Origin of the sequence: Streptomyces sp. NPDC008139 (assembly GCF_042957025.1) — a bacterium.
GTDB lineage: Bacteria > Actinomycetota > Actinomycetes > Streptomycetales > Streptomycetaceae > Actinacidiphila.
Genome location: NZ_JBIBHM010000003.1, coordinates 201,306 through 221,302, shown reverse-complemented (window position 1 = coordinate 221,302; position 19,997 = coordinate 201,306). Strand labels below are relative to the sequence as shown.

The following is a 19,997-nucleotide window of genomic DNA, read 5'->3' as shown; positions in this document are numbered from 1 at the left end:
ACGGGGGCGTACCACTGGTTTAGGCCCCCGGCCCCTGGGACACCCTCACCTCCGCGCCTGGGCCCCCGGGGGGGGCCCCCCCCCCCCCCGGGGGGGGGGGGGGCCGCCCGTTTTTCTCCGGACCCGTGTCCCGAACTCCCCTTCCCCGCAGCGTTCCTGTCCCGCCGTCAGGAGGCCCCATGACCGCGTCGGCCGCCACCACCACTCCGCATCCGCTCGACCCGCTGACCGCCGACGAGATCGACACGGCCCGCGCCGTACTGGAGGCGGAGGGCCTGGTGTCCGACGCCACCCGCTTCCCGCTCGTCCTGCCCGACGAGCCCGACCGGCACGCCGCGCTCGTCCACCGCGACGGCGACCCCTTCACCCGCCGGGTACGTGTCACGCTGCTCGACTCCGCCACCGGCCGCGCCGCCGAGGCCCTGGTCGACGTCACCTCGCGCCTGCTGCTCGCCCACCGCGACCTGGACCCGGCCGCCGACGGCCAACCGCCGCTGCTGTTCGAGGAGTACGAGACCTGCGACGAGATCGTCAAGACCGACCCCGCCTGGCGCGCGGCGATGGCCGAGCGCGGCGTCACCGACACCTCGCTGGTGATCGCGGCGCCGCTCGCCGCGGGCAACTTCGGCATCGCCTCCGAGACCGGCCGCCGCATGCTGCGCTCGCTGACCTTCCTGCGCTGCGACGAGAGCGACAACCCGTTCGCCCACCCGGTCGGCGGCCTGGTCGCCGAGGTCGACCTGATCGAGCGGCGTGTCGTACGCCTCATCGACACCGGCGCCGTCCCCACGCCCACCCAATGCGGGCGCTACGAGGCCGAGTTCAACGGACCGGCCCGCACCGACCTGCGCCCGCTGGAGATCGGCCAGCCGGAGGGGCCGTCCTTCACGCTCCAAGGCCCGGTGCTGAGCTGGCAGAACTGGCGGCTGCGGCTGGACTTCAACGCCCGAGAAGGCCTGGTGCTGCACCGGATCACCCACCGCGACGGCGACCGCGACCGGCTCGTCCTGCACCGCGCCTCGATCGCCGAGATGGCCGTGCCGTACGCGGAGCCCGACGCGGCCCGCAACTGGGTCTGCTACCTGGACGCGGGCGAGTACCTGCTCGGCCGCAACGCCAACGCGCTGCGCCTGGCGCCACCGCGGTGGCCGACAGCGGTGACGCGGGCCGGGTCGCCGACCCGGCGGCCGGGCGGCGCTGGCGGATCAGCAACCCCGGCTCGCTCAACCGGATGGGCCGCCCCGTCGCGTACACCCTGCTGCCCGACGCGGGACCGACGCTGCTCGCGCAGCCCGGCTCACCGGTCGCGGAGCGCGTCACGTACGCCACCAAGCACCTGTGGGTGACCCGCTACCGGCCCGAGCGGCACTATCCGGACGGCGACTACCCCAACCAGCACCGGGGCGGGGCCGGTGTCGGGCAGTGGTCGCGGCCGGGCGAGGCGCTGGAGGACACCGACCTCACGCTGTGGCACTCCTTCGGGCCGACGCATCTGCCGCGCCTGGAGGACTGGCCGGTGATGCCGGTGGACACCTGCGGTGTCACGCTGCGACCGACCGGCTTCTTCGACCGCAACCCCACGCTCGACCTGCCCCGGGAGACCGGACGCGGCTCCGGCGGCCACTGCCACCTGTGACGCCGCACGCGACGGCGACGGCCGACGGCGGGACCGGAGGCGAGTGAACCGGCTGAGCGAGCGCTCAGTCAGCTCTTGCCAAGACTGGAACACGTTCCTAGCATCATTGATGTGACATCAGAATTGTCAAACCGGGGCGCGGCGCCTGACGGCCCGCTGGCGGGCGTGCGTGTCGTCGAACTGGCCGGGATCGGTCCGGGACCGTTCGCCGCGATGCTCCTCGCCGACCTCGGGGCCGATGTCGTACGGGTGGACCGGCCGGGCGGCGCGGGCCTCGGCGTCGCGCCCGAGCACGACCTCACCAACCGCAACAAGCGCTCGGTGCTGGTCGACCTCAAGGCGGACCGGGGACCCGCGACCGTACTCGACCTGGCCGAGCGCGCCGACATCCTCATCGAGGGCTACCGGCCGGGCGTCGCCGAGCGGCTGGGCGTCGGCCCCGACGCGTGTCTGGCCCGCAATCCACGGCTCGTCTACGGCCGGATGACCGGCTGGGGCCAGCGCGGGCCGCTCGCCGACACCGCGGGACACGACATCGCCTACCTCGCCGTGACCGGCGCGCTCGGCATGACAGGACCGGCCGACGGACCGCCGGTCGCCCCCGCCAACCTCCTCGGCGACTACGCGGGGGGCTCCCTCTACCTGGTCACCGGCGTCCTCGCCGCCCTCCACCACGCTCGCGCGCACGGCGAGGGACAGGTCGTGGACGCCGCGATCGTCGACGGTGTCGCGCACCTCACCACGATGATCCACGCCATCCTCGCCGCCGGCCGCTGGCAGGACAGGCGCGGCGCCAACCTCCTGGACGGCGGCACCCCCTTCTACGGCGTCTACGAGACCTCCGACGGCGGGTACATGGCGGTCGGCGCCCTGGAACAGCGCTTCTACGACGAATTCGTCCGGCTGCTGGAACTGGCGCCACGGGACGCGGCCCTGCGCACGGAGCCCGGCCGCTGGCACGACCTGCGCGCCGCCCTCGCGGCCCGCTTCCGCACCCGCACCCGCGACGAGTGGACACGCGTCTTCGACGGGACGGACGCGTGCGTGGCGCCCGTACTCTCGTTGGGTGAGGCCCCGCACCACCCGCACCTGGCCGTCCGCGGCACCTTCACCGAGGCGGCCGGGACCGTGCAGCCCGCGCCCGCGCCGCGCCTGTCCGCGACACCGGGCACCCTGCGCCGGCCGCCCGCGCTGCCCGGCGCGCACACCGCGGAGGTCGCCCGCGACTGGGACGCCTCCGCACTGCTGGACTGAGACCCGTACGGCAGCACCTCCCGGACACCGCGCCGGACCAGGACACCCCGCCCCACCCTCCAGAAAGGCACGACGTTGAGCACCGAGGCCTACGTCTACGACGCCGTACGCACCCCGCGCGGGCGCGGAAAGGCGAACGGATCCCTGCACGGCACCAAGCCGATCGACCTCGTCGTCGGCCTCATCCACGAACTGCGGCGCCGCTTCCCGACCCTGGACCCGGCCGCCGTCGACGACATCGTGCTCGGCGTCGTCAGCCCGATCGGCGACCAGGGCTCGGACATCGCGCGGATCGCGGCCATCGCCGCGGGCCTGCCCGACACCGTCGCGGGCGTCCAGGAGAACCGCTTCTGCGCCTCCGGGCTCGAAGCGGTCAACCTGGCGGCGGCCAAGGTGCGTTCCGGCTGGGAGGACCTGATCCTCGCGGGCGGCGTCGAGTCCATGTCGCGCGTCGCGATGGGCTCGGACGGCGGCGCCTGGGCCATGGACCCCATGACCTCGTACGAGACCGGCTTCGTGCCGCAGGGCGTCGGCGCCGACCTGATCGCCACCCTCGGCGGCTGGACCAGGCACGACGTGGACTCCTTCGCCGCGCTCTCCCAGGAACGCGCCGCGGAGGCGTGGAAGCAGGGCTACTTCGCCCGCTCCGTCGTGCCCGTGCTCGACCGCAACGGCCTCACCGTCCTGGATCACGACGAGTTCATCCGCCCCGGCACCACCCCCGAGACGCTCGCCAAGCTCAAGCCGTCCTTCGCCGACATCGGCGACCTGGGCGGCTTCGACGCCGTCGCGCTCCAGAAGTACCACTGGGTCGAGGCCATCGACCACGTCCACCACGCGGGCAACTCCTCCGGCATCGTGGACGGCGCCGCGCTCGTCGCCATCGGCAACCGCGAGATCGGCGAGCGCTACGGCCTCACCCCCCGCGCCCGGATCGTCTCGGCCGCCGTCTCCGGCTCCGAGCCGACCATCATGCTGACCGGCCCCGCCCCCGCCTCCCGCAAGGCCCTCGCCAAGGCCGGGCTGACCATCGACGACATCGACCTGATCGAGATGAACGAGGCGTTCGCCGCCGTCGTGCTGCGCTTCGCCTCCGACATGGGCGTCAGCATCGACAAGGTCAACGTCAACGGCGGCGCCATCGCGCTCGGCCACCCGCTCGGCGCGACCGGCGCGATGATCCTCGGCACCCTCATCGACGAACTGGAGCGCCGCGACCAGCGGTACGGGCTCGCCACCCTCTGCGTCGGCGGCGGCATGGGCGTCGCCACCGTCGTCGAACGTCTCTGACCCCTGCCCCCTCACGGATCCAACGGAGCCCGAAGACCATGAGCGAGTCCACCACCATCCGCTGGGAGCAGGACACCGACGGCATCGTCACCCTGGTCCTGGACGATCCCGCGCAGTCCGCGAACACCATGAACGCGGCCTTCGCCGATTCCCTCGACGCCACCCTCGACCGCCTCGAAGCCGAACTCGACGGCGTACGCGGCATCATCGTCACCTCCGCGAAGAAGACCTTCTTCGCGGGCGGCGACCTGCGCGACCTGATCCGCGCCACCCCGGAGAACGCGGCCGACGTCCTCGCCGGATCGCTGCGCATCAAGCGCCGCCTGCGCCGCCTGGAAACCCTCGGCAAGCCGGTCGTCGCGGCCATCAACGGAGCGGCGCTCGGCGGCGGTTACGAGATCGCGCTGGCCTGCCACCACCGCATCGCGCTCGACACGCCCGGCACCAAGATCGGCCTGCCCGAGGTGACGCTCGGCCTGCTGCCCGGCGGCGGCGGAGTCGTCCGCACCGTCCGGCTGCTGGGCATCGCCGACGCGCTGCTGAAGGTCCTGCTCCAGGGCCGGCAGTACGCGCCGCAGCGCGCTCTCGAGGCCGGTCTCATCCACGAGGTCGCCACCGACCGGGACGCCATGCTGGCGAGCGCGCGGGCGTACGTCCTCGCCCACCCCGACGCCCGGCAGCCCTGGGACACCCCCGGCTACAAGATCCCCGGCGGCACCCCGAAGAGCCCCGCCTTCGCGGCGAATCTGCCGGCCTTCCCCGCCAATCTGCGCAAGCAGCTCGCGGGCGCGCCCTATCCGGCGCCGCTGGCGATCCTGTCCGCCGCCGTCGAGGGCTCGCAGGTCGACATCGACACCGCCACCCTCATCGAGGCCCGCTACTTCACCGAGCTGGCCTGCGGCCGGACCTCGAAGAACATGATCCAGGCGTTCTTCTTCGACATGCAGGCCGTCAACTCCGGCGCCAGCCGCCCCGAGGGCGTCCCGACCCGGCCGGTCACCAAGGTCGCCGTCCTCGGCGCGGGCATGATGGGCGCGGGCATCGCGTACTCCTGCGCGCGCGCAGGAATCGACGTCGTCCTCAAGGACGTCACCGTGGAGGCCGCCGAGCGCGGCAAGGCGTACTCCGTGACGCTGCTCGACAAGGCGCTGGCCAAGGGCCGCACCACCCCGCGGAAGCGGGACGCGCTGCTCGCCCGGATCACCCCGACCGCCGACCCGGCGGACCTGGCGGGCTGTGACGCCGTCATCGAGGCGGTCTTCGAGGACGCCACGCTCAAGCACAAGGTCTTCCAGGAGATCGAGCACATCGTGGCACCCGACGCGCTGCTCTGCTCCAACACCTCCACGCTGCCCATCTCGGCGCTCGCCGAAGGCGTGCGGCGGCAGGACGACTTCATCGGCCTGCACTTCTTCTCGCCGGTCGACAAGATGCCGCTGGTGGAGATCATCAAGGGCGAGCGGACCGGCGACGAGGCGCTGGCCCGCGCCTTCGACCTGGTGCGGCAGATCCGCAAGACGCCGATCGTCGTCAACGACTCGCGCGGCTTCTTCACTTCTCGCGTCATCGGCCACTTCATCAACGAGGGCGTCGCCATGGTCGGCGAGGGCGTCGCGGCGGCCTCCGTCGAACAGGCCGCCGCCCAGGCGGGCTACCCGGCCAAGGTGCTGTCGCTCCTCGACGAGCTGACGCTCACCCTGCCGCGCAAGATCCGCCGCGAGACGCGTACCGCGATCGAGGCGGAGGGCGGCCAGTGGCAGGAGCACCCGGCCGAGCGGGTCATCGACCGCATGGTGGACGAGTTCGAGCGGACCGGACGCAGCGGCGGCGCGGGCTTCTACGACTACGCGGACGGCCGCCGTACCCGGTTGTGGCCCGGTCTTGCGGAGCATTTCGGTAAACCCGGCATCGAGATCCCGATGCGGGACATGCAGGAGCGGATGCTCTTCGCGGAGTCTCTGGACACGGTCCGGCTGCTCGAAGAAGGCGTCCTCACCTCGGTCGCCGACGCCAACATCGGCTCCATCCTCGGCATCGGCTTCCCCGCCTGGACCGGGGGCGTCCTTCAGTACATCAACGGCTACGAGGGCGGCGTCGCGGGCTTCACCGCCCGCGCCCGCGAACTGGCCGACACCTATGGCGAGCGTTTCGCACCGCCCGCGCTGCTGGTGGCGAAGGCCGAGAGCGGCGAGACGTTCACGGACGGGCGCTGACGCCCGGAAGCCGGCGGACGGGCGCTGAGGCGTAGGCGCTCAGGCGCTACGGGGAATGCTGCGGGTTCTGCTCGGGGTCCGGCTTCGGCGGGGGCACCGGCCAGGCCCGCAGCTCCTCCTTCAGCGACCGCTGGAAGGCGGTGACCAGCGCCTGTACGACCAGGGGCTGCATCTGGGCCGACAGCGACCGCATCCGCTCCGGGCGGTCCGGCTCCCCCACCTCGTCCAGGAAGATCCGGCCCAGTTCGTGAGCGGCGGCCCGCGCGTGCTCCAGCATCACCTCGCGCGCGGCCAGGATCGTCTCCACGGGGAAGGGCACGTCCAGCAGCCGCACCCCCAGGTGCAGGATGCCCGGATCCACCCGGAAGGAGTCGGGGTCGGGGGTGCGTTCCAGCACGTTCATGGCCGCGAGCCGGTCCAGGTCCGCGTCGTCCAGCGGGCGCCCCGCGCGGCGTTCGAGCCGCTCCCGGTCGATCTCCTGGCTGCCCTCCGGCAGCCAGGACGCCACCAGGGCGCGGTGGATCGCCAGGTCGTGGGCGCTGATGTCGGCGGGGAGTTGCTGGAGATAACGCTCGATCGCCGCCAGGGTGAGGCCCTGGTGCTGCAACTCCTCGATCAGCGCCAGCCGGGACAGGTGCGCGGCGCCGTATCGGCCCACCCGGCGCGGACCGATGTCGGGCGGCGGGAGCAGGCCGCGGGCGCTGTAGAAGCGGACGGTGCGCACCGTCACCCCGGCGCGGGCGGCCAGCTCGTCGATGGTGAGAGCGGTCTGGGGCACCTGGACAGTATCGCTGTCGCACCAGCGCTGTGAAAGTCCTCGCACGCTGTACGGCGGACGCTTCCGCCCGGCCCCGAGCCTCGTACGCTGGCCCGCGTGCGCCTGTTTCCGCCGCCGCGCGCGGCCCTGCCGATCCTGCTCGCGTGCTCCTTGTCGTGCTGCCTGTCGTGCTCCGGCGGCGGCACGGCGGCCCCCGACCGTACGGGCCACGCCTCGGGCTCCACCGACGTCGGGGCGCCCGGAGTCGACGACCGGCTCTTCCCGCGGGCGGGCAACGGCGGATACGACGTCACGCACTACGGCCTCGACCTCGCGTACGACCCCGGCTCAGGAAAGCTGCGCGGCACGGCGGTCGTCTCCGCCACCGCCACCCAGCCGCTCGCGCGCTTCGACCTCGACCTGTCGGGGTTCACCGTCACCCGCGTGACCGTCGACGGGCGGAGCGCCGCCGTGGACCGCGCGGACAGCGAGCTGAGGGTCACGCCCGCGACGCCGCTGCGCGACGGCGCGCGCTTCGAGACGACCGTGACGTACGAAGGCGTCCCGCCGACCCTCACCGACCCGGACGGCTCGCACGAGGGCTGGTTCCGTACCGACGACGGCGCGCTCGCCCTGGGCGAACCGGTCGGCGCCATGGCCTGGTTCCCTTCGAACAACCATCCCTCGGACAAGGCCGCCTACGACATCACCGTCACCGTCCCCGACGGTCTCACCGCCGTGTCCAACGGCGAACTGGTCGACAGCGCCGGCCACGGCGGCAGGACCGCGTTCCACTGGCGCGCCAAGGAGCCGATGGCGACGTATCTGGCCACCGTCGCCATCGGGCACTTCGACATCACGCGGTCCCGTACCGGTGGCGGGGTGCCGGTCCACGTCGCGGTCGACCCGCGCTCCGACGACCCGACGACGGCGGCGGCGCTGCGCCGTATCCCGGAGATCGTGGACTGGGAGAGCGGGCTGTTCGGGCCCTATCCCTTCTCGTCCGTCGGCGCGATCGTCGACCACCTGCCGAGCGGGCGGGTCGGGTACGCGCTGGAGGCCCAGACGAAGCCGGTCTTCCCCGGCGACGGCGAGCCGGGCGACCCCGCCGTGCCGCTGGACACCCTCGTCCACGAACTGTCCCACCAGTGGTTCGGCGACTCCGTCACGCCCGCCGCCTGGCAGGACATGTGGCTCAACGAGGGCTTCGCGACCTACGCCGAGTGGCTGTGGCAGGAGCACGAGGGCGGGCGCACCGTCGAGCGGAGCGCCGCAGCGGCCCTCGCCGACCCCGCCAACAGCGCCTTCCCGCCCGCCGCGCCGCCCGGCCCCGACCACATCTCCGACGCCCCCGTGTACGGCGGCGGCGCCCTCGTCCTCTACCAACTCCGCGAAGCCCTCGGCCCGACCGCCTTCGCCACCCTCCTGCGCACCTGGCCCGCCGCCCACCGCCACGGCAACGCCACCACCGCCGACTTCACCGCCTTCTGCCAACGCCTCACCCCCCACGACCTCACCCCGCTGTTCACCGCCTGGCTCCACACCACCCACCACCCGTCGTCGCTTTGAGCGCGGGTGCGTTGTCAGTGGTCGCGCTTACCGTGGCGGCATGGGGAGATCACATATGTGCGGGGGGACGCCCCCGCACCACAGGGCAAGGGCGTCAAAGTCATCGCGCATGTCTGCAACGGCCTGGGCGGCTGGGGCAAGGGCTTCGTCGTCGCCGTGTCGCGCCGCTGGCCGGAGCCCGAGGCCGCCTACCGGCGCTGGCACCGCGAGCGGGCGCGCAACGACTTCGGCCTCGGCGCAATCCAGTGGGTGCGGGTCGGCAGCTATGTGTGGGTGGCCAACCTGATCGGCCAGCGCGGCATGCGCACCGGCAGCAAGGGTGCGCCGGTGCGGTACGAGGCGATCGACGCCGCCCTCGCGGCGCTCGGCGACCGGGCATTGGAGCTGGGAGCCTCCGTGCACATGCCGAGGATCGGCTGCGGTCTGGCGGGCGGGCGGTGGGCGCGGGTCGAGCCGCTGGTGACCGCGCGGCTCGTGGAACGCGGGGTGGCCGTCACGGTCTACGACCGTGACGGCTGAACCGCCGGGGGTGGCGGAAGGGGACTGCGGCGGTGGGGAGTTCAGACGGCGGGGGAGCGCAGGGGGGCGCCCACGGAGTGCATGTGGGACAGGGCCTGGACGTAGGAGTCGATCAGGCCGGTCTCGGTGTAGGGGACGGACAGACGGCGGCAGTGGGCGCGCACCAGCGGCTGGGCGAGCCGGAGGTGGGGGCGGGGGAGGCTGGGGAAGAGGTGGTGCTCGACCTGGTAGTTGAGCCCGCCGAGGAACCAGTCGGTGAGCGGATTGCCGCGCACATTGCGGGAGGTGAGCACCTGACGGCGCAGATGGCCCCAGCGCGAGCCCTCCTCGGGCATCTCCATGCCCTTGTGGTTGGGCGCGAACGCACAGCCCAGGTGCAGCCCGAACAGCGCGTGGTGCACCAGGGCGAAGACGACCGCCTGCCACACCGGCATCGCGAACAGCAGCAGCGCCGCGTAACCCGCCAGGTGGGCCACCAACAGCGAGCCCTCGACCAGCCGTTGCCGCGGCTCCTGCCGCTTCAGCTCCTGGAGACTCGCCACCTTCAGGGCCAGCCCCTCCAGCAGCAGCATCGGGAAGAACAGCCGCGCCTGATGACGGGTCAGGAAGCGTGCGAAGCCCTCCCGTTCGACCGCCTGCGCCTGCGTCCACACCAGCGCGCCGACCTCGACGTCCGGATCCTTGCCCACATGGTTCGGATTGGCGTGGTGCCGATTGTGCTTGTCGGTCCACCAGCCCGCGCCCATGCCCAGCAGCAGATTGCCGTGGATGAGCCCGATCAGCCGGTTCGTCCGACGGCTCTCGGCGATCTGGTGGTGCCCGGCGTCGTGCCCGATGAACGCGGTACGCGCCCCCAGCACCGCCGCGGGCAGCGCGAGCGCCACCACCCACCACGAGCCCGTCCCGCCGACCAGCACCACCGCCGACCACACCGCGGCGACGGCCACGAGATTCAGCGCGATCGACCTCGCGTAGTGGTCGACGCGCCGCCGCAGCAGCCCGGCCGCCTTGACCTCGCGCAGCAGCGGTGCGAAATCACTGCCCGATCCCGATCCCGATCCCGATCCTGGCCCCGCCCCCGTACCGGAGTCCGCCCCCGTACCGGCGGAGTCCGCGTCCGGGCCCGCCGTCCCGTCGGACCGCCGTCCCGGCGCGTCGATGATCGTGCTGGTCGCTGTAGCCATGGGCGCTCCTCGGGGTCCGGCGATGGCCGGTTCGACGTCCGGTGTGAGGCCTGACCGGCCACACCTCGACGCTATGGACTGCCACTGATCCCCGACCATGGCGCCATCACCCGGTTCCCCGGGGTGGCAGACCCCGGAAAAACCTGGGGATAACCCCACCTACGCGCTGCCAGGATGTCCGGCGTGACGACGAACAACACGCACGCGACCGGCTGGGCGGTCGCGCCTGTACCCATCACCGGCTCCGAGGCGGCGACGCTGCTGCGCCGCTACTACACCGAGCTGGTCAGCCGCTTTTACGGCCGTCCGACGGACGACGCCGAGGTCTCCGCCGTGCTCGCGGAGGAGCCCAGCGACGATCTCGTGCCACCCACCGGAGAATTCCTCGCCGTCCGGCTCGCCGGCGCTCCTGCCCGCGGCGTACCGGTCGGCTGTGTGGGCCTGCGCGTCCTCGACGCGCACACCATGGAGCTGACCCGGATGTATGTCGGCCCCGAAGCTCGCGGCCAGGGCGTCGCGGGCCTGCTCGTCGGCGCCGCGGAAACCCTCGCCCGCGACACCTTCCACGCGGACACGATCCGCCTGGACACGCGCAAGGACCTGGTGGAGGCCCGTGCGCTGTACGCCAAGCACGGCTACAGGGAGATCGCCCGCTACAACACGAGCCCATACGCGGACCACTGGTTCGAAAAGCGGCTGCGGTGAGCTGATTCGGCGGGGACACGGCCTGGTGCGGGGGCCACTGTCAACAGCCTCACCGCACCCGCACAACGAGCCGGAACCGCGCATCGTTCCCGCCGCCTGCGGCCGGTCGCGGCCGGGTGACGTCTAACATGCAGTGAACAGCCGAGCACACGAGGAGCGAGATCATCAGCGGTAACGGATCGGTCGAGCGCAGGATCGCCGAGGAACTGGGCGTACGCGAAGGGCAGGTGCGCTCCGCCGTCGAACTGCTCGACGGCGGAGCGACCGTGCCGTTCATCGCGCGGTACCGCAAGGAAGCCACCGGCACCTTGGACGACGCGCAACTGCGCGCTCTCGAGGAGCGGTTGCGCTATCTGCGCGAGCTGGACGAACGGCGCGCGGCCGTCCTGGAGTCCATCGAGTCCCAGGGCAAGCTGGACGACGCGCTGAAGGCGCAGATCATGGCCGCCGACTCCAAGGCGCGCCTGGAGGACATCTACCTGCCCTTCAAGCCCAAGCGCCGCACCAAGGCCCAGATCGCCCGCGAGGCGGGTCTGGAACCGCTGGCCGACCTGCTGCTGGCCGACCCGGAGACCGACCCGCAGGCCGAGGCCGCGAAATACGTCTCCTCCGACAAGGGCGTGGAGGACCCGGCGGCGGCGCTCGAGGGCGCGCGCTCCATCCTCACCGAGCGCTTCTCCGAGGACGCCGACCTGGTCGGCGAGCTGCGCACCCGGATGTGGACGCGCGGCAGGCTCGTCGCGAAGGTGCGCGAGGGCAAGGAGGAGCAGGGTGCCAAATTCTCCGACTACTTCGACTTCGCCGAGCCCTTCACCAAGCTCCCCTCGCACCGCGTGCTGGCCATGCTCCGCGGCGAGAAGGAGGAGATCCTCGACCTCACCCTGGAGCCGGAGGAGCCCACCGAGGGACCGTCCAGCTTCGAGCGGCGGATCGCGCAGAACTTCGACATCGCCGACCGCGGACGCCCCGCCGACAAATGGCTCGGCGACACCGTGCGCTGGGCCTGGCGCACCCGTTTCCTGGTCCGCCTCGGCATCGACCTGCGCGTCCAGCTCCGCCAGGAGGCCGAGGACGAGGCGGTACGGGTCTTCGCCGCGAATCTCCGCGACCTGCTGCTCGCCGCGCCCGCGGGCACCCGCGCCACCATGGGCCTGGACCCCGGCCTGCGCACGGGCGTCAAGGTCGCCGTGGTCGACGACACCGGCAAGGTGGTCGCCACCGACACGATCTACCCGCACGTGCCGCGCAACAAGTGGGACGAGTCGCTGGCCACCCTCGCCCGGCTCGCGAAGGCCCACCGCGTCGACCTGATCGCCATCGGCAACGGCACGGCCTCCCGCGAGACCGACAAGCTCGCCGCCGACCTGATCAAGCTGCACCCCGATCTGAAGCTCACCAAGGCCGTCGTCTCCGAGGCGGGCGCCTCGGTCTACTCCGCCTCGGCCTACGCCTCCGCCGAACTCCCCGAGCTCGACGTGTCCCTGCGCGGCGCCGTCTCCATCGCCCGCCGCCTCCAGGACCCGCTCGCCGAACTGGTGAAGATCGACCCGCGCTCGATCGGCGTCGGCCAGTACCAGCACGACCTGTCGGAGCTGAAGCTCTCCCGCTCCCTGGACGCGGTCGTCGAGGACTGCGTCAACGGCGTCGGCGTGGACGTCAACACCGCGTCCGTACCGCTGCTGCGCCGTGTCTCGGGCATCACCGAGGGCCTGGCGGGCAACATCGTCGCCCACCGCGACGCCAACGGCCCCTTCCGTACCCGCAAGGACCTCAAGGAGGTCGCGCGGCTCGGCCCGAAGGCGTACGAGCAGTGCGCGGGCTTCCTGCGGATCGTGGACGGCGACGACCCGCTGGACGCCTCCAGCGTGCACCCCGAGTCGTATCCGGTGGTGCGGCGGATCAGCGGCACCGCGAAGACCGACATCAAGTCGCTGATCGGCAACGGCACGGTGCTGCGGACGCTGCGTCCGCAGGACTTCGTGGACGACACCTTCGGTCTGCCGACGGTCACCGACATCCTCGCCGAGTTGGAGAAGCCGGGCCGCGACCCGCGTCCCGCCTTCAAGACCGCCACCTTCAAGGACGGCGTCGAGGAGATGAAGGACCTCAGGCCGGGGATGATCCTCGAAGGCGTCGTCACCAATGTCGCCGCCTTCGGCGCCTTCGTGGACGTCGGCGTCCACCAGGACGGCCTGGTCCATGTCTCCGCGCTCTCCGACACCTTCGTGTCCGACCCGCGCGAGGTCGTCAAGCCCGGCGACATCGTCCGCGTGAAGGTGCTGGACGTCGACCTGCCGCGCAAGCGGATCTCGCTGACGCTGCGCCTGGACGACGAGCCGGGCACCGGGCGCCAACAGCGCGGCGGCGGGGCCGCTGGCGCCGGCGAGCGCCGCAGCGGACCGCCCCGGCAGGGCGGCGGCCAGGGTCAGAACCGGCAGGGTGGCCAGGGTCAGAACCGGCAAGGCGGCGGCCAGGGCAGGCAGGGTCAGGGCGGCGGCCAGGGCCAGGGCGGCGGACGCCGCGGCGGCGGTCAACAGCCCGCGCCCGGCGGCGCGATGGCCGACGCCTTGCGCAGGGCGGGCCTGACCGGCAACAAGTAGCCGACGACGTACGACCGTTGAGGCGGCGGGGCCAGATCCTCCGCACACCCCCCCGCCGCCTCAGCCGTCCCAGGACCTTACGTACGCCCCCTGTTGACGTGGCCTGGTCAGGCGCTAGCCTCTGGCGTGCTCTCCCTCACGCGGGCTGCCCGCTTCCAGTGGATATCCGTGGTGGTGGCGGTACTCGCCGCCCTGGCCGCCGTACTCACCGCTCCGTCCTCCGCGTACGCCGGTACCCCCGGCGGCGGAGGAGGCGGAACCGTACGGCACGGTCTCAGCCAACCCGACTACTCCTACGCCAACGCGATCCGCGAGGCCGTCTGGGTGGACACCGGTCTCGACGGTGACGGCGACGGCCGCACCGACCGGGTCGCCGTGGACATCGTCCGCCCCTCGGAGCCCGCCGCCGCCGGGCGCAAGGTCCCCGTGATCATGGACGCGAGCCCGTACTACTCCTGCTGCGGACGCGGCAACGAGAGCCAGCTCAAGACCTATGACGCCAACGGGAACATCGTCCGGGCGCCGCTGTTCTACGACAACTACTTTGTGCCCCGCGGCTACGCGACCGTCTTGGTCGACCTCGCGGGCACCGACCGCTCCGACGGCTGCGTGGACGTCGGCGGCCCCTCCGACGTGCAGTCCGCGAAGGCCGTCGTCGACTGGCTCAACGGCCGCGCCCGCGGCTACAGCGCCCGCTCCGGCGGCCACGCGGTCTCGGCGGGCTGGACCAACGGCAACGTCGGCATGATCGGCAAGAGCTGGGACGGCACCATCGCCAACGGCGTCGCCGCCACCGGGGTGCGCGGCCTGAAGACCATCGTGCCGATCAGCTCCATCTCCTCCTGGTACGACTACTACTTCCACCAGGGCGCGGCGCTCCAGGACGGCCCCGAGTGGCTGTCGGACTACGTCGAGAGCGACAGCGCGCACGCCCACTGCGCCGCCGCCCAGCAGAAGATCATCGACGGCTCGCCGCGCAGCGGGGACTGGACGCCGTTCTGGACCGCGCGGGACTACGTGAAGGACGCGGGCAAGGTACGGGCCAGCGTCTTCGCCGTGCAGGGCATGCAGGACCTCAACGTCCGCACCAAGCACTTCGGCCAGTGGTGGCAGGCGCTCGCCGCCCACGGCGTCGAGCGCAAGGTGTGGCTGTCGCAGACCGGCCACGTCGACCCCTTCGACTACCGGCGCACCGACTGGGTCCCCACCCTCCAGCGCTGGTTCGACCACTACCTGCTGGGCGTCGACAACGGCATCCAGCGGCAGCCGATGGCCGACATCGAGCGCACCGTCGACCACTGGACCACCGACCGCGTGTGGCCGCCCGCCGCGACCCGCACGACCTCGCTCAGCCTGAGCCCGACGGCCACCGACGGCCTGGGCACGCTCGGCACCCGGCACGCCGGGCCCGGCGGCACCGAGTCGTTCACCGACGACCCGAATCTGTGGGAGGAGGACTGGGCGGCGGCGGCCGACACCGCGACCGCGGCCAAGACCGTCTTCACCACCGGGACGCTCGCCAAGGACCTGCGGCTGTCCGGCGGCGGCACGTTCACCGTGACCGCCACCTCGTCCACCACCAGCGCGCACCTGTCGGCGGTCCTGGTCGACCTCGGGCCGGCCACCATCCGTGACTTCCTCGGCAACGGCGAGGGCATCACCACTCTGGCCACCCGCTCCTGCTACGGGGAGAGCACCGCGGGCGACAGCGCCTGCTACCTCGACACCGCCGCCGACACCACGACCGTCGACCACACGGTCTTCAGCCGCGGCTGGGCCGACCTCGGGCACTACGCGTCGCTCTCCCACGGCGTGCCGCTCACCCCGGGCAAGCCCTACACGATGACCGTCCAGCTCGCGGCCACCGACCACGTCGTACCGGCGGGGCACCGGCTCGCGCTGATCGTCGCGGGCACCGACGGCGGCCTCATCCTGCCGCCCGACACGACGCCCAAGGTCACCGTCGACCTGTCGCACTCCCTGCTGAGGCTGCCGCTGGTCGGCGGTTCCGGCGCGCTGTCGACCCGTGCGGGCGCGGCGCCCCGCGGCAAGGCCGCGCTGACCCCGGCTCCGGCGCCCTCCGTGGCCCCGGCCGCCCGGCTGGGCTGACGCCCGGCCTGGTTCCCCCCGCTTCCCGGCGTTACGGTTACAGGGATACGGCCCTCGGGACGCGGGGGGAACCACGGTTGTCCGCGGCGCGTTCTCCTGGGTAGAAGCGGTGAGGGCGCGGCGCTTGCCGCCGTGAACGGAGGCGGGGAAATGTCGAATCGCGCGAAGATCGTCATCGGTGGCGTGGCGTTGGGTCTGTTCCTGTGGATCTGGATCCCCTTCTGGGCTGTCGTCCTGGTCATCGTGGGCGTGCCCGCGATCGCCTACTTCTCCCTCGACTCCTCGCAGCGGCGTCGGCTGCGGCGCGTGAGCCGTCGGCAAATAGGTCGCTGACCTGGTACGACCCCCGATAGTGTGCCGCTGCGACCAGGGCACCGAAGCCGGGCGAACACGTCCCGTTCCCGTGTCGCCGCGGCACGAGAGGGCCTGATCAGACGATGGCGACGGACATCCGGTCCACCCAGGACCTGCTCGACCACGCTGGGGACCGGCTGAAGTATCTGTACTTCTGGGGCCACCGCCCGCAGCGCGACGGCAGTGTCGGCGCCGGCTGCCTCAGCCAGTGGTGGCCCGCGCCCTTCACCGTCGACGGCGTCACCTACGCGACCGCCGAGCACTGGATGATGGCGGGCAAGGCCCGGCTCTTCGACGACCCCGACGCCGAGCGGCGGGCTGTCGCGGCGGGCCACCCGAAGACCGCCAAGAGCGTCGGCCGCACCGTCCGCGGCTTCGACCAGGCCGTGTGGGAAGCGGAGCGCTTCGACCTGGTCATCGAAGGCAATGTCCACAAATTCCGCCAGCACCCCGACCTGCTGGCCTACCTGCTCGGCACCGGGAGCCGCGTATTGGTCGAGGCCAGCCCGATGGACCGGGTCTGGGGCATCGGACTGGCCGCCGACGACGAGCGCGCCGCGGACCCGGCCACCTGGCGCGGGCTGAATCTGCTGGGCTTCGCCTTGATGGAGGCGAGAGCCCGGCTGGCGGCGGAAGGCTAGTCCTGCGAGCCCGGCCTGCGGCGGAGGGTCCCTCCGCCGCAGGCCGGGCCGGTCGGGCTACTTCAGGTACGGTCCGTCCGTACCGATCTTGCCGGGCGCCGCGTTCTTGCCGCCCAGGTCGAGCACGTACACCCGCATGTCGCCCTTGCCGGGCGCCGCGACGGCCAGCGTCCCGTCCGTCACGGTCCGCACGTCACCCGAGACGGCGTCCACGTAACGGCCGTTGGGGACGCCGCTGAAGGACGCCGCGTCCGTCACCGTCACCAGCGCGAAGCTGTCGACGCCCGACGCGGTGTCGGTGTAACGACGCTTGAACGACATGCCGCCGCCGTTCACCCCCTCGGTGCTGTACTGGCCCATCTGCAACGCCGGAATGGCGCGCCGGATCAGATTCAGCCGTTGGAGGTGTTTGACCAGAGGCTGCGCCAAAGTGGTGGCCACCGCCCCCGAGGCACTGTCGGCCTTCCCGAACTCCGAGGCCGTCACCGTGCCCGCCACATGGTCGCCGTAGTACGCGCGCCCCGTCGTCGCCAGCGGGCAACTCGGCCCGCAGTCGATCGTCTTCCCGGCCTGGAACTGGATCTCCGACCCGTAGTAGAGCGTCGGGATGCCGCGGAAAGTCCACATCAGCGCCATGTTCTCGGCCCACGCGTCCTGTCCGCCGGTGTAGCGCACCGACGACTTGTTGGGACCGTAGTCGTGGCTGTCGACATAGACGACGTTGTACGTGGCGTCGTTCGTCGAGTCGTCCGAGTCCTTGCCGTTGTTGAAAGCGTTGTGCGCGTCACCGAAATTCATGTGCATGCGCATGTCGATGATGTTCATACCGGAGAATTTGCTGTGGTCCGGGGTGTGATACGCGTTCCCTTCCAGGAAGGCGTTCGCGGACGTCGGCTGATTTCCGGTGCCGAGCTGCTCCTCGTAGTTGTACTGCTCGATCGACGCGGTGGCGTCGTCCGCGCTGTACTCCTTGCGCTCCTTCCAGGTGTAGAACTGCGCCGAGTGGTTGACCGATCCGCGGTTCCACTTGTCGTTGACGAAAGCGCCGACCTCACCGAAGACGAAGAAGTTCCGCGCCTTGTCGGGACCCCAGTCCTGGATCTCGCGCTGCTGGATCGCGGGCAGGAAACGCCGGTTCCAGGTGACGCGCGGAATGTGCACGGCGGTGTCCACGCGGAAGCCGTCCACCCCCATGTCGATGTACTTGTTGTACGCGCCGATCAGATAGTTCTGCACCTGCGCGTTCTCGGTGTTGAAGTCCGCGAGGTCGTCGGCGAGCCAGCAGGAACGCGAGTCCTCGCCCTCCCAGTTGCCGATCCAGCACTGGTGGTAGAGCGACGCGGGGAACATCTTCGAAGTGGGGTTCGGCCACTGGCAGTTGTAGATCGTGTAGCCCTCAGGGCTCTTCTGCCCCGTTGGCTTGCCCCAGTTCAGGCACGTGTTGCCGGACGGCTCGGCAGTGGACCACAGATCGCCGTTGTAGTACGACTTGCCGGTCTTGGGATCGATCGTCAGACCGTCGTACTCGAAGCCCTGCTCCTTCTCGTCGTAATACCACGACCACTGCGAGTCCCTGACGCCGTAGACCGTCGGTACGAACAGCCCCTTGGCGCCCCACCGGGAACTGTGGTTGTAGACCACGTCCTGGTAGATCTTGATCCCCTTGGCGTGGGCCGCGTTGATCAGATCCTGATACGACGCCCCGGCCGATTCCAGGCGCGGGTCGACCCGGTAGAAGTCCCAGCCGTGGTAACCGTGGTAGTCGTAGTCGCTGCGGTTGAGCACCACGGGCGTGATCCAGATGGCCGAGAAACCGAGCGCCTTGATGTAGTCGAGCTTCTGCACCAGGCCCTTGAAGTCACCTCGGAACATCGGGTCGTTGTTGGCCGCGTTCCCCGACGCCACGTCCTGGTTGCCGCCGCGGTCGTTGCTCGTGTCGCCGTCGTAGAAGCGCGCGGTGAGCACGAAGTAGATCGGGTCCTTGCGCGGGTCGGTGCCGAGCGGTGTGCCCGGAGTCGCGGGCGGCGGCGCGTGGCCGGTGGTCGCCCGAGCCGGAGCGGAGGCGGCGGAGATGTTGCCCGCCGCGTCCAGCGCCTGGACGGTGTACGTGTAGGCGGTGTCCGCCTCCAGGCCGGACTCGGAGAAGACCGTCGAGCCGACACTGGTGACGATCGTGCCCTTGGTGCCGCCGGTCCTGGTGACCCGGTAGCCCGTGACCCCGGTGTCGTCGGTCGACGGATTCCAGGTCACCACGATCGAGGTGTCGGTCGCGGTCGCCTTCACCGTGCCGGGGACGGTCGGCGGCGTCGTGTCGGGGACGACGGCCGCGCAGGGATCGGCCGCGTTGGCCGTGACCTTGGTGTCCTTGACGGTGCTGACGCCCTTGGACAGCGCGTAGTTGGCGCCGTTGTTGTTGTCCCAGGTGCCGTTGCCGTTGTTGAAGGTGGCGGCGAGCCCCGCGGCCGTGCCGAGGTCGACGGTCTTCTTCACCCACCCGGTGCAGGCCGCCTCCATGCCGATGCCCGGCACGGTCGTCCACGCGCCGCCGGTCGGCGCGTAGTGCAGATTGACGGTGGTCCAGCCGACGGTCGCGGTGGAGTAGAAGACGGTGGCCGAGGTGCCGGACGGGCTGCCCGTCTCGCCGCCGCCCGGGTCCCCGCCGCTCGCGCACGGGTCGCTGTGGGCGATGGCGCCGTTGTTGACGGTGATGGTGCCGGTGCCCAGGGCGTAGTTCTTGCCGCCGTTGTTGTCCCAGGTGCCCTGGCCGTTGTTGAAGGTCGCCTGCCAGCCGGTGGCCGTGCCGAGGTCGACGGTCTTCTTCACCCAGCCGGTGCAGGCGCTCTGCATGGCGACGCCGGGCACGGTCGTCCAGCTCCCGCCGTCGGGCGCCCAGTGCAGGTTGTACGACGACCAGTTGGTCGTCGCGGTGGAGTAGTAGACGGTTGCGGTGTTCGAGCCCGCGGCCGAGGCGGCGTGCGCGGAACCGGTGGAAAGGGAGGGGAGCAGGGCCGCCAGGAGTCCCAAGACGACAGCCACCACTGCTGTCAGCGGACCTGGTCGATATCTGTGGCGCGAAGCGACGGTCACGTCGTGCTCCTCGGACGGGGCCGCGAGGGCGGCCGGTAGAGGAAGCCGTACGTCCGCGCGCCACGGAACAAACGGCCGG

At 71.6% G+C, this 19,997-nt stretch carries 14 protein-coding genes and 1 pseudogene; 12 read left to right on the top strand and 3 right to left on the bottom strand.

The window, feature by feature from the left end; translation table 11 throughout:
* Positions 1 to 179: 179 nt before the first annotated feature.
* The 5 genes and pseudogenes from ACFZBB_RS07580 to ACFZBB_RS07560 all read left to right on the top strand — a co-directional run.
* Positions 180 to 1,073, top strand: a pseudogene (locus ACFZBB_RS07580) (tyramine oxidase); the annotation flags it as partial.
* Between the two features lie 71 nt (positions 1,074 to 1,144).
* The gene (locus ACFZBB_RS07575) at positions 1,145 to 1,636 is read left to right on the top strand and encodes a hypothetical protein (RefSeq protein WP_391118820.1); all 492 of its coding nucleotides are present in this window, start codon (positions 1,145 to 1,147) and stop codon (positions 1,634 to 1,636) included.
* 111 nt (positions 1,637 to 1,747) lie between these two features.
* Positions 1,748 to 2,890 (top strand): CoA transferase, encoded by a 1,143-nt coding sequence (locus ACFZBB_RS07570; protein ID WP_391118818.1) that lies wholly within the window; start codon positions 1,748 to 1,750, stop codon positions 2,888 to 2,890.
* Between the two features lie 75 nt (positions 2,891 to 2,965).
* Positions 2,966 to 4,180 carry an acetyl-CoA C-acetyltransferase gene (locus ACFZBB_RS07565; RefSeq protein ID WP_355346683.1) on the top strand — a complete coding sequence of 405 codons (1,215 nt, stop codon included), beginning with the start codon at positions 2,966 to 2,968 and terminating at the stop codon, positions 4,178 to 4,180.
* Positions 4,181 to 4,218: 38 nt separating this feature from the next.
* A complete protein-coding gene (locus tag ACFZBB_RS07560; protein ID WP_391118816.1) occupies positions 4,219 to 6,393 on the top strand; it encodes a 3-hydroxyacyl-CoA dehydrogenase NAD-binding domain-containing protein in 2,175 nt (724 codons plus the stop codon).
* Between the two features lie 46 nt (positions 6,394 to 6,439).
* Here the strand turns inward: ACFZBB_RS07560 and ACFZBB_RS07555 are convergent, their stop codons facing one another.
* Positions 6,440 to 7,171, bottom strand: a complete 732-nt coding sequence (locus ACFZBB_RS07555; RefSeq protein WP_391118814.1) for a MerR family transcriptional regulator — start codon at positions 7,169 to 7,171, stop codon at positions 6,440 to 6,442.
* Between the two features lie 96 nt (positions 7,172 to 7,267).
* Here ACFZBB_RS07555 and ACFZBB_RS07550 point away from each other — a divergent pair, with 96 nt between their 5' ends.
* Together ACFZBB_RS07550 and ACFZBB_RS07545 are read left to right on the top strand one after the other, a co-directional pair.
* The gene (locus tag ACFZBB_RS07550) at positions 7,268 to 8,719 is read left to right on the top strand and encodes a M1 family aminopeptidase (protein WP_391118812.1); all 1,452 of its coding nucleotides are present in this window, start codon (positions 7,268 to 7,270) and stop codon (positions 8,717 to 8,719) included.
* Positions 8,720 to 8,767: 48 nt separating this feature from the next.
* On the top strand, positions 8,768 to 9,238 hold the full coding sequence (locus tag ACFZBB_RS07545; RefSeq protein ID WP_391119289.1) for a macro domain-containing protein: 471 nt from the start codon (positions 8,768 to 8,770) through the stop codon (positions 9,236 to 9,238).
* 41 nt (positions 9,239 to 9,279) lie between these two features.
* On the opposite strand, the gene ACFZBB_RS07540 is transcribed toward ACFZBB_RS07545, so the two are convergent.
* Positions 9,280 to 10,422, bottom strand: coding sequence for a fatty acid desaturase (locus tag ACFZBB_RS07540; protein ID WP_391118809.1), 1,143 nt, complete (start codon positions 10,420 to 10,422; stop codon positions 9,280 to 9,282).
* Positions 10,423 to 10,605: 183 nt separating this feature from the next.
* Between ACFZBB_RS07540 and ACFZBB_RS07535 the strand changes: the two genes are divergently transcribed.
* The 5 genes from ACFZBB_RS07535 to ACFZBB_RS07515 all read left to right on the top strand — a co-directional run bounded on the left by ACFZBB_RS07535 (position 10,606) and on the right by ACFZBB_RS07515 (position 16,831).
* Positions 10,606 to 11,127 carry a GNAT family N-acetyltransferase gene (locus ACFZBB_RS07535; protein ID WP_391118807.1) on the top strand — a complete coding sequence of 174 codons (522 nt, stop codon included), beginning with the start codon at positions 10,606 to 10,608 and terminating at the stop codon, positions 11,125 to 11,127.
* A gap of 164 nt (positions 11,128 to 11,291) precedes the next feature.
* A complete protein-coding gene (locus ACFZBB_RS07530) occupies positions 11,292 to 13,727 on the top strand; it encodes a Tex-like N-terminal domain-containing protein (protein WP_391119287.1) in 2,436 nt (811 codons plus the stop codon).
* A 126-nt stretch (positions 13,728 to 13,853) separates the two neighbouring features.
* The gene (locus ACFZBB_RS07525) at positions 13,854 to 15,836 is read left to right on the top strand and encodes a Xaa-Pro dipeptidyl-peptidase (RefSeq protein ID WP_391118805.1); all 1,983 of its coding nucleotides are present in this window, start codon (positions 13,854 to 13,856) and stop codon (positions 15,834 to 15,836) included.
* Positions 15,837 to 15,986: 150 nt separating this feature from the next.
* On the top strand, positions 15,987 to 16,169 hold the full coding sequence (locus ACFZBB_RS07520) for a hypothetical protein (RefSeq protein WP_188284361.1): 183 nt from the start codon (positions 15,987 to 15,989) through the stop codon (positions 16,167 to 16,169).
* 104 nt (positions 16,170 to 16,273) lie between these two features.
* The gene (locus tag ACFZBB_RS07515; protein ID WP_391118803.1) at positions 16,274 to 16,831 is read left to right on the top strand and encodes an NADAR domain-containing protein; all 558 of its coding nucleotides are present in this window, start codon (positions 16,274 to 16,276) and stop codon (positions 16,829 to 16,831) included.
* Between the two features lie 57 nt (positions 16,832 to 16,888).
* Here ACFZBB_RS07515 and ACFZBB_RS07510 read toward each other — a convergent pair whose 3' ends face one another.
* The gene (locus tag ACFZBB_RS07510; protein ID WP_391118800.1) at positions 16,889 to 19,867 is read right to left on the bottom strand and encodes a carbohydrate binding domain-containing protein; all 2,979 of its coding nucleotides are present in this window, start codon (positions 19,865 to 19,867) and stop codon (positions 16,889 to 16,891) included.
* Between the last annotated feature and the right edge of the window lie 130 nt (positions 19,868 to 19,997).